The sequence below is a fragment of the Desulfurispora sp. genome, from assembly GCF_052744395.1.
The window spans coordinates 67,495-82,458 of the sequence record NZ_JBRAJI010000005.1; the positions used below are offsets into that span (position 1 = coordinate 67,495).

Consider the following 14,964-nt stretch of genomic DNA (forward strand, 5'->3'; position numbering starts at 1 on the left):
ACCAGCCGGGATGAGTTGTTTTCCGGCATGGTTGATGCCACCCGGAATCCAGTTTATTCTTTTAGTTTTAGATAGATAAAATAAATCAACGCTCCTTATTCCTCAGGACAGTTTGTAGCGGACAGGCTTCAGACTGTATTTTTTTTGCCTGCAGGTCTTTAAAGCCTTGCTGCCGTTATATTATGATGGGGGTGAGGAGGGGAAGGGAGAAGGATATGCTCAGGGTTTGCTATGTGGTGGGCGAGAAAGGAACGGGCAAGACCACGCTGACCAGTATCCTGGCCTACAACCTGTTTTTGCGCAATTACCAGGTGGCGGTTCTGGACCTCACCGGACGGGGGCAGGGCTACTTTTTCCGGCTGGGAGCCTGTGACTTTTTTGCCCTGGGCGATGGCAGCGTCAATATACCCCGCGGTTTGCTGGTGACACTGCAGGATATCCAGGAGCAGATGCGGCTGGCGCCGGAAATGTGTCTGACCGCCTTACCACTTATGCCCGGCCTGAAGATTGTGCTGAGCGCACCGCAGGCCACACCGTCCGAGAACGCCCGCCTGGCCGCTATTTTTCTGGAGCAGTACCGGCAGGCGCTGGATCTGGTTTTTGTGGAAATGTGCCCCCCTTTTGTTCCTCCGGCGGACTTACCCCGGACCGGGGAAACCTGCACCCAGGTGCTGGCGTTGTGCGATCATACCGGACCGTCCTGGATCAGGCATGACCAAAACCTGCGCCATTTTACCAGCCGTACGGGTGGCCCTCGCATCATCCTGAACAAGCAGGTGGAATCTTTGGCGGCGGCCACCCGTTTTGTCCGGGAAAACAAAACCGGGGTGGACTGGATCCTCCCCCCGGCTGAAGATGTGCTGGCCAACTCTACAGTTATGGAGCTTTGCAAAAAGGCGGCCAGCAACGCGTTTCTGCAAAAAATACTGTTTTTGCTGCATGACCTGCTTTCTCAGGCTTGAACTACCAATCTTACAGGCCCTGCGCGGCCACAAAGACTGCCGTATCCACCACGCGGTTGGAATATCCCCATTCATTGTCATACCAGGCGATTACCTTGACCATGGTATCTCCCACCACCATGGTGGAAAGTCCGTCCACTATGGAAGAATGGGGATTGCCGTTGTAGTCCCGGGAAACCAGCGGGGCTTCGCTGTAAGCCATGATCCCCTTTAGTGGCCCCTCCGCCGCCTCCCGGAGCAGGGAGTTGACCTCTTCCCGAGTGGTGGGCCGGGACACTTCGGCCACCAGGTCCACTACCGAAACGTTGGGTGTGGGTACGCGCATGGCCATACCGTGCAGCTTGCCCTTCAGCTCGGGCAAGACCAGGGCAACGGCTTTGGCCGCCCCGGTGGTGGTGGGGATGATGGACATGGCTGCCGCTCTGGCCCGGCGCAGATCCTTGTGGGGCAGATCCAGGATCTGCTGGTCATTGGTGTAGGAATGAACCGTGGTCATCATGCCGCGCTGTATGCCCAGATGCTGGTGCAGTACCTTGGCTACCGGGGACAGGCAGTTGGTGGTGCAGGAGGCGCAGGAAATGACCTGGTGGGTGGCCGGGTCGTACTTCTCCTGGTTCACGCCCATGACGATGGTGATATCTTCATTTTTGGCCGGAGCGGAAATCAAAACCTTTTTGGCTCCCCCGGCCAGGTGCAGAGCGGCCTTGTCTCGCTCAGTGAAGCGTCCGGTCGATTCTATGACTATGTCTACCCCCAGCTCTCCCCATTTCAGCTGTGCCGGATCCTTTTCCGCCAGCACTCTGATTTCCTGCGGCCCGCAGCGGAAGCCGCTTGCCGTGACACTGATATCCTGATTCCAGATGCCGTGCACCGAGTCATATTTCAACAGGTGGGCCAGGGTAGCCGGGTCGGTCAGATCGTTAACAGCAACAATTTGCAGATCAGCGGGACGCTGCCAGGCCAGGCGGAAGACGGCCCGGCCGATCCGGCCGAAGCCGTTGATGGCAATTTTTACCGGCACTGCTCATTCCTCCTTGTATTTGGTACTGGTATATTCTGGTCTGATACTCTTCAATAAATATTTACGTTAAACTACAAAAAAAGTCAATAGACGGGGAATTCAAGGGGAAATAATAATAATATTCAATCATGCTACATTGTATGCAAAATATAATAAATATTTGATTTGCTTAAGGGAAATTGTGTAGCCCAATGATATATTTGCAGCGGATAACCGGGCAAATTGTTATTGCGTTACCAATAAAAGTTGCATCTTCGACATTATTCTTTCAAAATGTGGTGTTTTTTATGAGTGATAACCATATAATAATTTTTGATTTTGATGATACCCTGGTGGATACAACGGTTATTTTTGAAAAAGCGCGCCGGCAATATGTGGAACAAATGGTGGAACTGGGGTTCCCGGAGGAAGCGGTGCTGGAGGTGCTCGACCGCTATGATGTTGAAAATGTCAAAAAATTTGGCGGATTTTATACCCGGTGCTTTCCTGATGCCATGGTCAGGACATATCAGTATTTTTGCTCCTTGACGGAGCGGGAGGAGAATGAGAGGATAAAACAAAGCCTGGCTGCTATCGGCTGGCAGGTGTACGAAGAGGAACCCGCATTACTTAAAGGCGCCCGGGAATTGCTCGGCTTTTTGCAGGGCAGATGGCGGCTGGTCCTGGCCACCAAGGGGGAGCCGGCGGTGCAGTTGCGCCGCATTCAGCGCAGCGGCCTGCTGAAGTATTTTGCAGCTGTATATGTGGCGCCTTTGAAGACGTCTGGCATCTACCGGCATATTCTGCAGGAGCACGGCGTGCCGCCCCAACAGGTCTGGGTGGTGGGCAACAGCATCAAGTCCGACATCAATCCGGCCCTGGCGGTGGGCATCGCCGGTGTACACATACCGCATCCCTGTACCTGGCATTATGAAATAGAACCGCCGGCCGGAGAGCACTATGTGGTCAGGGATCTGGCCGAACTCAAGGAGTTCTTTGCCCGGCGCTTGCCGCGGAGCCGGGGGTGGTGGGGCAGGGCGAAAAAGGAGGTTGGGAAAAATGAAAAAGGCTTTGCTGGTAATTGATCTGCTCAATGACTTCATGCAAGAAGGAGGTGCGCTGTACTGCGGCGCGGCGGCGCGGCGCGTCATTCCGGTGGTGGTGGAAAAGATCAAGGAGTACATCGCGCAGGGGTTGCCACTTATATTTGCCATGGACGCCCATGACCCCGACGACCTGGAGTTTTTGCGCTATCCCCCCCACTGTGTTTACGAAACACCCGGTGCCCGGCTGATTCCGGAAATAGCGCAGGTGATCGAGGAGTATCCGTTCGTGATCAAAGTGCCCAAGAGCCGTTTCAGCGCCTTTTTCCGCACCAATTTAAACAACATCCTGCGCGATTTAAGCCCGGAACTGGTGGAAGTGGTGGGGGTATGTACCAATATTTGTGTGTTGTATACCGTCGAAGAACTGGTCAACCGGGACTATAAAGTGGTGGTGCTGAAAGACGGTGTGGCCTCATTTGATGAAAACGCGCACCGCTGGGCGCTGGAGCAGATGCAGAGCGTTCTGGGAGCAGAAATAAAATAACCTGGACAAACCACCCTGACCTGCCATAAAATATACTTACATTGCTTGCAGGGGTGGCGGAAAATGCTTAGTAACAAGTACCGGGGCAATATCACGGCCGCTTTCAGCGCGGATCTGTGCCAGGCCGGCATGACTGCGGTGCCCAATCTGCTGCTGCGCTACTACAAAAAAATGGGCCTCCTGGATACCGAAATGATGTTGATTATTCAGCTACTGCGCCTGCGCAACGAGGAAAAACTGTTCATGCCCGGACCGGCCGCCCTGGCGGAGTACCTGTCCTGTACGGAAAACGAGATCGAGCAGATGTTGTCCTCCCTGCAGGAAAGAAAGATCCTGGCGGTATCCCCGTATTTTGATTCGTTGACCAACCGGGTGAGGAAGGGGTACGATCTGGAACCGCTATTAGAAAAGTTGTCGGATTTTTGGGCCTGTGATCGTATCAAGGAAATTGAAATAATCAAACAGGCCGTCCGGCAGGATGTTCAGCAGGATGAACAAAAACAAAGCCTGGGAGAACTCTACCGCACTTTCGAGACCGAGATCGGCCGGCCGCTTTCGCCCATTGAAGCGGAAAAAATTGGTCAGTGGGTGGAGGCGGTGGGGGCGCTGCTGGTGCGTGAAGCCCTGCGGCGGGCCGTACTGATGGGTAAAATCAATTTTCGCTACATGGACGCCATCATCCTGGAATGGCAGAAGAACAACCTGCGCACCCTGGCCGATGTGGACAGATACGAGACCGATTTTCAGAATCGGCGCTCCCAGTCGGCTAGAAAAAGGACGGTGGGGGCGGGAGAGGTGGCAACGGCCGAAGCCAGACGCAAGAAGGAGATTATTGAGAGTCTTTACATGAACTGAGTTGAATTCTTTAACCGGCGTAAAGGGGCCGGTTTTTCCTGCTTATTAAGGTGGTAAGAAAGGTGAATTGAGGTTATGGATGATACCCGGTGCCAGTACTGTCACGGGCGGGGGTTGATTGTCAAACCGGGAGCAGATGTGGCGGTGCCGTGCCTCTGCACCAGAAAGCAGCGCCTGGACAATCTGAGGCGGCAGGCCGGTTTGCCTGTCCGCCTGCGGGAATGTACTTTTGACAGCTTTGATTTGCGCTTTTATGCTCGCCATTTGCCGGGAGACGGTAAATCGCCCAGTTACTATGACCGGGCCAGACTGGCCCTGCAAGCGGCCCGGAGCTTTGTAAATGATTTCGCTTCCGGCATACCGGGATACAGCCTGCTTTTCACCGGGCCGGTGGGCAGTGGCAAGACCTTTTTAAGCTGTTGTATGGCCAATGAGCTGCTGACCCGGGGCGTGGCCGTGCAGTTTGTGGTGGTGCCTGATCTGCTGGATCGGCTGCGGGCATCCTACCGGGGAGAGCAGGATCACACCGAAAGCGATGTCATGGAACCGGCGCGGGAAGTTTCCCTGCTGATTCTGGACGACCTGGGCGCTCACAGTTATACGGAGTGGTCCCGGCAGAAACTGTATTCACTAATCAATTACCGCTTGAACTACGGTTTGCCGGTGGTCATCACCACCAATGTCGGGCTGGGAGAACTGGAAACCTGTTTGGGAGAACGAACCACGTCGCGCATTTATCAGATGTGCCATTCCTACCGTCTGCAGGTGGATACCGATATCCGCATCGCTTTGCGGCGGGGTACGGTCTAGCCGGGAGGAAAAGTGATGAACGGGCGTATGAGGTCAATTAAAGACAGGCAGGAGCTGCGCAACGGTATAACTACGGGGGCATCAGCAGCTGCGGCGGCATACGCTGCAGCCTTATTTATCTTTACCGGCCGCCGGGAGAATATGGTAACTATAGATAACCCGTCCGGTCAGAAAATTGCAGTGCCGGTACAGGAAATATCGCCCTGTGCCGGTGGAGCCAGGGCCACCGTGATCAAAGACGGCGGCGACGATCCTGATGTAACCCACGGTCTGCCCATCATGGTGGAGGTGGTGCCCGGTGGGGAGGAAATTGTTCTGGCAGCCGGTCCCGGTGTGGGTACGGTAACCCGGCCCGGTCTGCCCCTGCCGGTGGGTGAGCCGGCCATCAACCCCGTACCAAGACAGATGATCCGGCAGGCTTTGGAGAAAGTGCTGCCGCCCGGAATGGGGGCCAGGGTGACCGTCAGTGTCCCCGGCGGACGGGAGGTGGCGCGGCGCACCCTCAATCCCCGTCTGGGGATCGAGGGGGGCATTTCCATACTGGGCACCAGCGGTATAGTGCGGCCTATGTCCGAGGAAGCTTTTAAAGCTTCGCTGGTGCCCCAGATTCAGGTGGCCCGCGCCGCCGGATACGACAGTCTGGTGCTGGTGCCGGGACATCTGGGCTGGCAGATAGCCACTTCCCGGCTGGGCCTGCCCGCCGCCGCGGTGGTAGAAACCAGCAACTTCATCGGTTTCATGCTGGAGGAGTGTGTGCGGGCCGGTGTGCGGTCCGCGCTGCTGTGCGGGCATCTGGGCAAGATGATCAAGCTGGCCGGGGGCATTTTTCACACGCACAGCCGCATAGCTGATGCCCGGCGGGAAATACTGGTGGCCCATGCCGCGCTGGTGGGTGCGGAGTCAGGCCTGCTGGAAAAGATCATGCAAAGCAATACTATTGATGAGGCGGCCCGGCTGCTCAGGGATGCGGGATGGAGCCAGGTGTTCAGGCGACTGGCTGGAGCGGCCAGCCGGGCGGCACAGGCCCATGTCCACGGCGAACTGGTGGCGGGAACCGTTCTGCTGGACCGGCAGGGGGAAATCTGGGCCATGGATGCAGCGGCCCGGGCCATCGGGGAGGTACTGGGATGGTCAATATAACCGTGGTTGGCGTGGGACCCGGGGCTGTGGACTACATTACGCCGCAGGCTATGTCCCACATTGAACAAGCCCAGGTGCTGGTGGGGGGGAGACGTCATCTGGCGCTCCTGGCCCGTCCGGAACAGGAAACCTACCCTTTGACCGGGGATCTCTCCGGGCTGCCTGACTTTTTGCGCCGGCAGGCCGGGCGGCGGGTGGTGGTGCTGGCTACCGGCGACCCCGGCCTGTACGGTATCCTGACTTTTTTGCGCCAGCATTTTACAGCGGATCAGCTCCGGGTCATACCCGGTGTCAGTGCCGTGCAGCTGGCTTTTGCCCGCCTGGCCATGCCCTGGCAGGACGCCCTGATTTGCAGTGTGCACGGACGGGAAGTCAGCCCGGCGCTACTGCGTCGGATTCAGCAGGCACCCAGAGCGGCCGTGCTCACCGGTCCGGCCTGTCCGCCCCGCCGGCTGGCCCGTGCTCTGGCGCATATTTTGCCCCGGTCCACCGTGCATCTTTGCTGCGACCTGACCCTGCCCGGCGAAAAAGTGCTCACCATGACGCTGGGAGAGCTGTCCCGGTTGCCCGAAGAAATTACTGACAACTGTGTGATGGTGATCATCAATGAATAAAGACTGGCCTTATATCACTCCCGGGCTGCCCGACGGGATGTTTTCGCGGGTGGATGGCGTACCCATGACCGGAGAGGAAGTGCGTACGGTAATGCTGGCCAAAGCCCGGCTGGCGCGCGGGCAGGTGATCTGGGACATCGGCAGCGGAACCGGAACGCTCAGTGTGGAGGCGGCCCGCCTGGCCCGTGACAGCACGGTCTATGCCATCGAAAGCAAGCCCGAGGCGGTGCGCGCTACGGCAGCCAATGTTGCCGCCTGGGAGCTGGATAATGTGCGGGTGGTATCCGGCGCAGCGCCCGGGGCGCTGCGCGATCTGCCCGCTCCTGACCGGGTCTTTATAGGAGGTAGTGGGGGGCGGCTTGTCGAAATAATAAATCTACTGGCAGATCGTCTGCAGCCCGGCGGGCGACTGGTTCTGAGTGCAGTGACTGTGGAAACATTGCAGGCGGCGTTGCAGACTCTGGTACCGCCAATCTGGCAGCGGGAAATCATCCAGCTGGCGGTGGTGCGGGAGAGGTCTTTGGGGCGCAGCCATTTGTGGCAGGCCCGTAATCCGGTTTTTCTCATCACAGCCTGGCGGGAATAACGCCGGGGGCAAGGAGGAATGGTTTTGACCGGGACATTGTATGGCATAGGTGTGGGACCGGGCGATCCCGGTCTGTTGACCCTGAAAGCGCAGCAGATTCTGCAGAATGTCGATTTGCTCTGTGTACCGCGTTCGGCCGGTGACCGCGACAGCCTGGCCCTGCAGGTGGTACAGCGGGCCCTGAACCGGCAGTTTACAGTTCTGGAACTGGATTTTCCCATGTCCAGGGACCGGCAGGTGCTGGAGCGGGCCTGGCAAAAGGCGGCCGAAATGGTGGTGGACAGGCTGCAGCAGGGGTTGGATCTGGCCTTCGTTACTATTGGAGACCCTCTGTTCTACAGTACCTTCAGTTATCTGGCCCTCCGGGTGCGGGAGCTCTGCCCCGGGGTAACGGTTCAAACCATTCCCGGAGTGATGGCCATGGCCGGCTGCGCTGCAGCCATCGGCCTGCCACTGGCGGAGGGAGAGGAATCCCTGCTGGTCATTCCGGCCGCCTACGGGGTGGAGCAACTGCGGGAGGCCCTGGACAAATATGACAATATCGTGCTCATGAAGGTACACCGGCAACTGGGTCCGGTTTACGATCTGCTGCAAGAAAAGGGGCTTTTGTCCCGGGCATTTTTTTTCAGCCGCTGCGGCCAGGAGGACGGGTTTTTTATCAGCGGCCGGCTGGAGGAATTGTTGGACAGATCGCTGGACTACATGTCCCTGCTGATTATTAAAAAGAATGCTCCTGGGGAGTCGGTTTAAGGAGGCGGTTGGCGGCGATGGACAGGCCGGTGGTTTACTTTGTCGGAGCGGGGCCCGGTGATCCCGAGCTGATTACGGTCCGGGGAGCTGATTTGCTCCGCCGGGCCGCTGTGGTGGTATATGCCGGTTCACTGGTCAACCCCGCTCTGCTCAATCTCTGCAGTCCCGATGCGGTCGTATACGACAGTGCGGGAATGCATCTGGCGGAAATAGTTGAGGTAATGGCGCAGGCGGCGCAGCAGGGGCGGCTGGTGGTTCGATTGCACACGGGTGACCCTTCCCTGTACGGGGCCATTCAGGAACAGATGGATGCCCTGGCGGACCGGGGCATTGACTGCCGCGTCATACCCGGAGTGAGTTCCTTTTTTGCTGCAGCGGCGGCATTGAGGCAGGAGCTGACCCTGCCCGAGGTTACCCAGACGGTGATCCTCACCCGCCTGGCCGGGCGTACTGCCGTACCGGAAGCCGAAGAAATGAGGCAACTGGCCCGCCATCAGGCCACCATGTGCATTTTTTTGAGCGTGCACATGATCCGGGAACTGGTGGCCGAGCTTTTGGCCGGCGGATACCCGGCCGACACACCGGTGGCCGTGGTGCATCGCGCATCCTGGCCGGATGAGCAAATCGTGCGCGGTACGCTGGCCGATATTGCCGGGCGGGTTACCGCAGCCGGGATCAAGAAAACCGCCCTGATCATTGTGGGCCGGGTGCTGGCCGGCAGCTATACACCTTCCCGCCTCTACGACGCGGAGTTCAGCCATGGCTGCCGGCGGTAGGCCCGGCGGGGCGGCAGTGCTGGTGCTGGCTTCCCGCAGTTTACCCCTGGCCGGGCGCATTGCCGCCGTCCTGGCCCGCCGCGGACCGGTGCGCATTTTCTGCCGCGACTACCGGCCGGACGCTGATGCGTTCGCCACCGGCCATGAGCTGGCGGAGCGGGTGGTTGTATCAGGTTACAGCAATTTAAGCGACCTGCTGGAGGAGATTTGGGAGCAATACGTTATTCTGGTGCTGGTAATGTCCCTGGGCATTGTCATGCGGCTGGTGGCACCGCGCCTGCGCAGCAAGGCGGTTGACCCCGCCGTGCTGGTGGTGGACGAGGCGGGTCGTTTTGTGATTAGTGCCGCCTGCGGCCATCTGGGCGGGGCCAATGACCTGGCGGCCAGTTTGGCCCGCGCTCTGGGAGCGCAGCCGGTTATCACTACCGCCACCGATGGCCGGGGACTGCTGGCCCCCGACCTGCTGGCCGGCCGTTACCGGATGGCCGTATCTCCCCTTTCGGGAATCAGGGAAGTCAATGCCGCCCTGCTGGCCGGCCAAAAAATAGTCTATTATTCCGATTGGCCCCTGCCGGAACCGGAGCTAAACCGGCGGCCATTGACCGCGTACCTGGCCGGGGAAAGGGAAGGTGACTGGCAGGTGGTGATCAGCGACGCTGCCGGCGTGCCCGAGCCGCAGCGGGGTCTTTTGCTGATTCCCCGCCGCCTGGCGCTGGGCGTGGGGTGCCGGCGCGGTGTGACCGGGGAAGCGGTTCGCCGGGCCGTGCAGCAGGCGCTGAGCATGACCGGCCGGCGCCCTGAGGCGGTAAAGGTGCTGGCTACGGTGGACCTGCGCTCCGGCGAGCCAGCCCTGGAGCAGACTGCCGCCTGGCTGGGGGTGCCCCTGGTGGCCTTTGGCCGGCGACAGATCGAGGAGATCATGCAGTCCCGTCCGGGAGATTTTTCTTTTTCGCCCTATGTGGAGCAAAAGATTGGAGTGGGTGGAGTATGCGAACCTGTGAGTCTGCTGGCCTGCCGGCAGGGACGCCTGCTTTTGGGCAAGCAGAAGATGCACGGAGTGACGGTGGCCATGGCCGAGGATACCTTGTGGTGGTCGGACTGGGACCGGGAGGAACAGAACTGTTAAGCCCGCTGGCCAGAGAGGCCATAGCCGGTTGCCCGGTGGTGGCCGGTTACAAAACCTACCTGGATCTGATTCCGGATCTACTGGCGGGCAAAGAGATCATTTGTACCGGCATGACCAGGGAGGTGGAGCGCTGTGCTCAGGCCCTGGCCCGGGCGGCGGCCGGTGCGCGGGTGGCCATTGTTTCTAGTGGCGACCCGGGTGTTTACGGGATGGCCGGGCTGATCCTGGAAATGGCGGCGCGGGACGGTTTGCTGGAGCAGGTGGACATCCAGGTTGTTCCCGGGATAACCGCGGCCACTGCGGCGGCGGCCCGGCTGGGAGCACCGCTCATGCACGACTTTGCCGTGATCAGCCTGAGCGATTTGCTCACGCCCTGGGAATTAATCGAGCGGCGTCTGGAAGCGGCGGCGGCGGCTGATTTTGTCGTGGTGCTGTACAACCCGGCCAGCCACCGCCGCCGGGAGCAAATTAAAATAGCCCGCCAGATTATGCTGCGCCACAAAGCACCGGATACTCCGGTAGGGCTGGTGCGCAACGCCTACCGGGAAGATGAGAGCTGTGTGGTTACCGATCTGCAGCACCTGCTGGAACATCCGGTGGACATGCTGACCATCGTCTTTGTGGGCAACTCCAGCACACGGGTGCTGGACCGGTACATGGTTACACCGCGAGGTTATCAGGTATGATCTTGCTGCTGGGTGGCACTGCGGAAACGCATCAGATTCTGGCCGGCCTGCTTTCCCGGGCCCTGCCGGTTATAGTCAGTACGGCCACGCCTCTGGGCAAGAAATTGCTGGAAGAACACCTGCCGCCCCGGGTACTCTCCGGTGGGCCGGTGGAAGTGCGCTGCGGCCGCCTGGATGCCAGCGGCCTGGTGGAACTGATCCAAAAGCGGGGGATCCGGCTGGTGGTGGATGCCACCCACCCCTATGCCGGGGAGGTTTCCCGGCAGGCGCTGCTGGCCTGCCGGGAAACCGGCATCACCTGTCTCAGGTTTTCCCGGCCGCGGCAGGAGCCCGGGCAGTACCGGTTGGTGTACCGGGTACCCGACTATCTTTCGGCCGCCCGTCGGGCCGGGGAGCTGGGGTTCAGGATTTTTCTGACCACGGGCAGCAAAACGGTACCCATCTTTGCCGGCGAACTCGATCCGCAGCGCCTGATTGTCCGGGTGCTGCCCGACCCGCAGACCATCGCCGGCCTGCTGGAGATAGGGATTCCCGCCCGGCAAATCATTGCCGCCCAGGGACCGTTCAGCCGGGAGCTCAATCTGGCCATGTTTCGGGACTGGAGAGCCGACGTGGTGGTGAGCAAGCAGAGCGGTGCCGCCGGCGGACAGGAAGCCAAACTGGCTGCCGCCCGGCAGCTGGATTTGCCCGTGGTGTTGATTGAACGCCCGCCCGAGATCGGACCGGTGCAGGTATTTGAGGACGTGGCAGAATTGTTGCGCACAGTGCAGGAGCTCTATCCGGATTCTGAGTAATATCTAACTGGTGGTGAAAAAATGAAAACAGCAGTTGTTTTGTTGAGTCACGGCAGCCGTCTGGCCAGGGCCCAGGAGGAACTGCGTTCTCTGGTGGAAATGGTGGCCGCCCGGGGTGGCTGGGATGCTGTCGCCGGGGCATCTTTCCAATTTCATCAGCCCGATCTGCCCACCGTGCTGGCCGATCTGGCGGCCCGGGGCATGCAGAGGGTGATTATCGTACCCCTGTTTTTGTTTCATGGCATCCATCTGGAGGAGGATATTCCGCCGGTACTGGAAGCGGAGCGGGAGAAGTACCCGCACATGCAGATTCAGGTTACCCGCCATCTGGGTGCCGATGCCGGTTTGGCCGAGATAGTCTGCCAGCGGATCCGGGAAGTGCCGGCCGGGAGGTGACAGTGTGGAATTTTTGTCCGATCCGGCGGAAATAGCCAGAAAAAGCATGACCATCATTGAAGAGAACCTGCCCGAGCTGGCCCAGTGGCCGCCGCTGGAGAGAGAGGTGCTCAAACGCCTTATTCACACCAGCGGCGATTTGGGATGCCTGCCGCTGATCGACATCCATCCCGCCGCTGTTCGGGAGGGGATCAAAGCCATCAGCGGTGGCCGGGATATTCTGACCGATGTGAACATGGTGCGGGCCGGATTGATTTCCTCCCGTCTGGGCGAATTCGGCATCAGCGTGCACTGCCTGATCAATGATCCGGTAGTGGTGGCCGAGGCCAGGGAGAGAGGTCTTACCAGAGCTATGGTGGCCATGCAGCGGGGCGCCTCCCTGGTGGAGGGCGGTATTGTGGCCATTGGCAACGCTCCCACCGCGCTTTTCTCTCTCTGTGAACTGATCCAGAAAGGGCAGGCCCGACCGGCACTGGTGGTGGGCATGCCGGTGGGTTTCGTAGGGGCGAAAGAATCCAAGGAGCTGCTGGTCAGCACCGGTGTACCATACATCACCATGCGCGGTACCCGGGGGGGCAGCAATCTGGCGGCGGCGGCGGTAAACGCCCTGCTGCTGCTGGCATAGCATTTCGGGTTAATCAACCATCTCGTTAACCGGCGAGGTGGTTGTTTTTTTGAATATTATGGTAATATTTACCATAACAAGCTGATATTATAATTGCAGATGTATAATCAGGCCCGGTTACGGTGCAAAATACTGACTGAGCCGGAAAGGAGGTTATATGTGTAGCAGGTTTTATTGCTGGATTACAGGTGTGGTGCTGATACTGGTTTTGTGCGGCCTGGTTTTGCCGGCACCGCTGCGGGCGGCCGGGGCGGCGCAAGTTGTTACGCGACAGGAACCGAGCAATGCCGCCTGTTATACCGTACGTCCGGGCGATACTTTAAGCGGTATTGCCAGGCAGATGGGGGTGCCGCTGGCGGTGTTGATGCGGGCCAATAAATTGAGCAGCAGCACCATTTACCCGGATCAGCTCCTGGTTATTCCCGGAAGGCAGGTGGACTGGGAGGCCGCCCTCTCCCGCGGTTTTTCCCGGCAGGATGTTTACTGGCTGGCCAGGGCCATTTATGCCGAGGCGCGCGGGGAACCTTTTGCCGGCCAGGTGGCGGTGGGAGCGGTGATTCTCAACCGGGTGAAAAGCGGGGAGTTTCCGGACTCGGTTACCGAGGTGATTCTGCAGCAGGGCCGGGGTACCTACCAGTTTTCACCCGTGCAGGACGGCAGTATAAAACTCGAGCCCGATGAACTGGCTCTGCAGGCTGCCGTACAGGCCATTTGCGGCTGGGATCCCACCGGCGGGGCACTGTTTTTCTATAACCCGCGCACGGCGACCGACGACTGGATTCGCACCCTGCCCGTGGTGGCCAGAATAGGAAATCACGTTTTTGCCCGCAAGGCATGAAGATACTGCCCCGGCCAGCACGGCCGGGGCTTTAGTTTACGGGTATACGGCGCGTCTGGAGTACTGGTTGCAGCAGATGGAAGCCAGCTCTATGGCGAGCAGTGTGCAAAAGCGAGCCCGTGGCGAAGCACCGGCAAACGGCACTAGGCGCAGCGGCGGTAACGAAGCCGGAGGGCCGGACATGGATGTCCGGCCCAGCCCCAGTTGAGACAGGATGTCGAATCTGGGGCGATCCGGCTGAGTCCGCCGCAAGCCGTAGTGCCGTCCGGTGCGAAGCGATCGGGCGAGCGTTGCACATGCTCGCACTGCATTGTCCCAGCCGCGACCGGGCCGACGGTGCGGCCTGGTCCAATTCTGGCGAGTTAAGGAAGCACACCCGCCTATTATTATCGCCTATTAGTATGTGATGTCTTTGATCAGCACATCCACCCGGTTTACGGGCAGGGCGGTCATGTGTTCCACGGCGTTTTTTACCGCCCGCTGTACCCGGCGGGCCGGTTCGGTCAAAAACGGTTCCAGCCTGACCGACACCGCAAGCTGAATATTTATACCTTCCGGACCTTGTTCTTCAATCTGGGGACGGTAGACCGCCGTAATGCCACTCACCTGCCGGGCACTGGTGGTAATGATGGATTCCAGCGCCAGGCGGGAGATGCTCAACCGGCCGTAGAAGGTGAAAGTGGGCCGCACCACCGATTGCTCCAGCCAGCTCTTGGCCGGCGCGGGTGCCGGCCGGTGTTTGCGGCGGAAAAAAATCTGCAGTGGTTCAATGATGGTGCCCGGGAAACTCTTGCGCACCTCCACGGTGGGGGCCGGAATGACGTGTCTGGCATAGCGGGTACGCATCAGCCGGGCGCTTTTTATTTCTTCCGGGGAGGCAATTTCTTCGATGGATATAAACCTTTCCACCGGTGGCAGGGAAAGGTTCTCCGCTATTTTTTCCGCCATACCGGTGGAAGTGGCCAGAATCAGTATGCGGGCCGGATTCTCCCGGGCGATGGCCTGGCGGGCTTCGCCGGCCTTGACCGGATCCAGGAAAAGAGCGGTTTTGATTGCCCCGATGCGGGTGGGCTGGCGTTTGGCTGTTTGTCCGGCCAGAATGCGGCCGTTTTTGATGATCAGGCCGTCGTCTATAATGATTTCGGCCTGGTATTCGTGGGCCACCATGATGGCGCGGTGGCTTTTGCCCGTGCCGCTGGGGCCAACCAGTGCATAAACTTTCATTTTGTGCTCCTTATGGGGCGTTTTTTTGTATAAGTATTATTGTATTTGATTAACTATTAATTGCCAACCATGTATTTAGTGCAGCCGTTTTTCTAATTAATAGTACAATAAAATCTACTTGCTGGCAAAAATATTCCTCCTGAATCCGTGAAATAAATTTTTAAAAACCATTGATATTCTGCGATATTTAAA

The 14,964-nt window shown here is 58.9% G+C and carries 19 protein-coding genes; 17 read left to right on the plus strand and 2 right to left on the minus strand.

All coding sequences use genetic code 11. The annotated features are described in order from the left end of the window. The first annotated feature begins 215 nt into the window (after positions 1-215). Entirely contained in the window at positions 216-962 is a 747-nt protein-coding gene (locus ACUVTU_RS02425) for a hypothetical protein (protein ID WP_445888372.1), read from the plus strand. A 10-nt stretch (positions 963-972) separates the two neighbouring features. Here ACUVTU_RS02425 and gap read toward each other — a convergent pair whose 3' ends face one another. Next, entirely contained in the window at positions 973-1,983 is a 1,011-nt protein-coding gene (gap, locus tag ACUVTU_RS02430; RefSeq protein ID WP_445888373.1) for a type I glyceraldehyde-3-phosphate dehydrogenase, read from the minus strand. A gap of 287 nt (positions 1,984-2,270) precedes the next feature. Between gap and ACUVTU_RS02435 the strand changes: the two genes are divergently transcribed. From ACUVTU_RS02435 to ACUVTU_RS02510, 16 genes are all read left to right on the plus strand, one after another. Beyond that, positions 2,271-3,047, plus strand: coding sequence for an HAD family hydrolase (locus ACUVTU_RS02435; RefSeq protein WP_445888374.1), 777 nt, complete (start codon positions 2,271-2,273; stop codon positions 3,045-3,047). Beyond that, positions 3,022-3,552, plus strand: coding sequence for a cysteine hydrolase family protein (locus ACUVTU_RS02440; RefSeq protein ID WP_445888375.1), 531 nt, complete (start codon positions 3,022-3,024; stop codon positions 3,550-3,552). Before ACUVTU_RS02435 ends, ACUVTU_RS02440 begins: the two co-directional genes overlap by 26 nt. A 63-nt stretch (positions 3,553-3,615) precedes the next feature. Continuing rightward, on the plus strand, positions 3,616-4,407 hold the full coding sequence (locus ACUVTU_RS02445) for a DnaD domain-containing protein (RefSeq protein ID WP_445888376.1): 792 nt from the start codon (positions 3,616-3,618) through the stop codon (positions 4,405-4,407). 75 nt (positions 4,408-4,482) lie between these two features. Then, positions 4,483-5,217, plus strand: coding sequence for an ATP-binding protein (locus tag ACUVTU_RS02450; protein ID WP_445888377.1), 735 nt, complete (start codon positions 4,483-4,485; stop codon positions 5,215-5,217). 15 nt (positions 5,218-5,232) lie between these two features. Continuing rightward, positions 5,233-6,357, plus strand: a complete 1,125-nt coding sequence (gene cbiD, locus ACUVTU_RS02455; RefSeq protein ID WP_445888378.1) for a cobalt-precorrin-5B (C(1))-methyltransferase CbiD — start codon at positions 5,233-5,235, stop codon at positions 6,355-6,357. Then, positions 6,345-6,971: a precorrin-6y C5,15-methyltransferase (decarboxylating) subunit CbiE gene (gene cbiE / locus ACUVTU_RS02460; protein ID WP_445888379.1), complete on the plus strand. Its 627-nt coding sequence runs from the start codon at positions 6,345-6,347 to the stop codon at positions 6,969-6,971. The genes cbiD and cbiE overlap by 13 nt, the downstream gene beginning before the upstream one ends. Beyond that, the gene (gene cbiT, locus ACUVTU_RS02465; protein WP_445888380.1) at positions 6,964-7,557 is read left to right on the plus strand and encodes a precorrin-6Y C5,15-methyltransferase (decarboxylating) subunit CbiT; all 594 of its coding nucleotides are present in this window, start codon (positions 6,964-6,966) and stop codon (positions 7,555-7,557) included. The genes cbiE and cbiT overlap by 8 nt, the downstream gene beginning before the upstream one ends. A gap of 24 nt (positions 7,558-7,581) precedes the next feature. Further along, positions 7,582-8,307, plus strand: a complete 726-nt coding sequence (cobI, locus tag ACUVTU_RS02470; RefSeq protein WP_445888381.1) for a precorrin-2 C(20)-methyltransferase — start codon at positions 7,582-7,584, stop codon at positions 8,305-8,307. 17 nt (positions 8,308-8,324) lie between these two features. Beyond that, on the plus strand, positions 8,325-9,083 hold the full coding sequence (gene cobM, locus ACUVTU_RS02475) for a precorrin-4 C(11)-methyltransferase (RefSeq protein WP_445888382.1): 759 nt from the start codon (positions 8,325-8,327) through the stop codon (positions 9,081-9,083). Further along, on the plus strand, positions 9,067-10,209 hold the full coding sequence (locus tag ACUVTU_RS02480; protein ID WP_445888383.1) for a cobalt-precorrin 5A hydrolase: 1,143 nt from the start codon (positions 9,067-9,069) through the stop codon (positions 10,207-10,209). Before cobM ends, ACUVTU_RS02480 begins: the two co-directional genes overlap by 17 nt. Then, positions 10,170-10,895 (plus strand): precorrin-3B C(17)-methyltransferase, encoded by a 726-nt coding sequence (gene cobJ / locus ACUVTU_RS02485; protein WP_445888384.1) that lies wholly within the window; start codon positions 10,170-10,172, stop codon positions 10,893-10,895. The genes ACUVTU_RS02480 and cobJ overlap by 40 nt, the downstream gene beginning before the upstream one ends. Next, a complete protein-coding gene (cobK, locus tag ACUVTU_RS02490; protein WP_445888385.1) occupies positions 10,892-11,689 on the plus strand; it encodes a precorrin-6A reductase in 798 nt (265 codons plus the stop codon). The genes cobJ and cobK overlap by 4 nt, the downstream gene beginning before the upstream one ends. A 21-nt stretch (positions 11,690-11,710) precedes the next feature. Continuing rightward, complete coding sequence (locus ACUVTU_RS02495; RefSeq protein WP_445888386.1) at positions 11,711-12,085, plus strand: sirohydrochlorin chelatase; 375 nt, start codon at positions 11,711-11,713, stop codon at positions 12,083-12,085. A gap of 4 nt (positions 12,086-12,089) precedes the next feature. Continuing rightward, a complete protein-coding gene (locus ACUVTU_RS02500) occupies positions 12,090-12,710 on the plus strand; it encodes a precorrin-8X methylmutase (protein ID WP_445888387.1) in 621 nt (206 codons plus the stop codon). A 190-nt stretch (positions 12,711-12,900) separates the two neighbouring features. Continuing rightward, positions 12,901-13,548 carry a cell wall hydrolase gene (locus ACUVTU_RS02505; protein ID WP_445888388.1) on the plus strand — a complete coding sequence of 216 codons (648 nt, stop codon included), beginning with the start codon at positions 12,901-12,903 and terminating at the stop codon, positions 13,546-13,548. Then, positions 13,532-13,756, plus strand: coding sequence for a hypothetical protein (locus ACUVTU_RS02510; RefSeq protein WP_445888389.1), 225 nt, complete (start codon positions 13,532-13,534; stop codon positions 13,754-13,756). The genes ACUVTU_RS02505 and ACUVTU_RS02510 overlap by 17 nt, the downstream gene beginning before the upstream one ends. 188 nt (positions 13,757-13,944) lie before the next feature. On the opposite strand, the gene ACUVTU_RS02515 is transcribed toward ACUVTU_RS02510, so the two are convergent. Continuing rightward, positions 13,945-14,772, minus strand: a complete 828-nt coding sequence (locus tag ACUVTU_RS02515; protein ID WP_445888390.1) for an Asp23/Gls24 family envelope stress response protein — start codon at positions 14,770-14,772, stop codon at positions 13,945-13,947. Positions 14,773-14,964 lie beyond the last annotated feature (192 nt).

What these genes read in the sequence shown, in the direction of transcription:
- ACUVTU_RS02435 (WP_445888374.1), top strand. Translation starts at nt 2,271, where the DNA reads ATGAGTGATAACCATATAATAATTTTTGATTTTGATGATACCCTGGTG.
- ACUVTU_RS02480 (WP_445888383.1), top strand. Translation starts at nt 9,067, where the DNA reads ATGGCTGCCGGCGGTAGGCCCGGCGGGGCGGCAGTGCTGGTGCTGGCT.
- ACUVTU_RS02495 (WP_445888386.1), top strand. Translation starts at nt 11,711, where the DNA reads ATGAAAACAGCAGTTGTTTTGTTGAGTCACGGCAGCCGTCTGGCCAGG.
- ACUVTU_RS02445 (WP_445888376.1), top strand. Translation starts at nt 3,616, where the DNA reads ATGCTTAGTAACAAGTACCGGGGCAATATCACGGCCGCTTTCAGCGCG.
- cbiD (WP_445888378.1), top strand. Translation starts at nt 5,233, where the DNA reads ATGAACGGGCGTATGAGGTCAATTAAAGACAGGCAGGAGCTGCGCAAC.
- cbiE (WP_445888379.1), top strand. Translation starts at nt 6,345, where the DNA reads ATGGTCAATATAACCGTGGTTGGCGTGGGACCCGGGGCTGTGGACTAC.
- ACUVTU_RS02425 (WP_445888372.1), top strand. Translation starts at nt 216, where the DNA reads ATGCTCAGGGTTTGCTATGTGGTGGGCGAGAAAGGAACGGGCAAGACC.
- ACUVTU_RS02515 (WP_445888390.1), bottom strand. Translation starts at nt 14,772, where the DNA reads ATGAAAGTTTATGCACTGGTTGGCCCCAGCGGCACGGGCAAAAGCCAC.
- cobK (WP_445888385.1), top strand. Translation starts at nt 10,892, where the DNA reads ATGATCTTGCTGCTGGGTGGCACTGCGGAAACGCATCAGATTCTGGCC.
- ACUVTU_RS02450 (WP_445888377.1), top strand. Translation starts at nt 4,483, where the DNA reads ATGGATGATACCCGGTGCCAGTACTGTCACGGGCGGGGGTTGATTGTC.
- ACUVTU_RS02440 (WP_445888375.1), top strand. Translation starts at nt 3,022, where the DNA reads ATGAAAAAGGCTTTGCTGGTAATTGATCTGCTCAATGACTTCATGCAA.
- cobM (WP_445888382.1), top strand. Translation starts at nt 8,325, where the DNA reads ATGGACAGGCCGGTGGTTTACTTTGTCGGAGCGGGGCCCGGTGATCCC.
- cbiT (WP_445888380.1), top strand. Translation starts at nt 6,964, where the DNA reads ATGAATAAAGACTGGCCTTATATCACTCCCGGGCTGCCCGACGGGATG.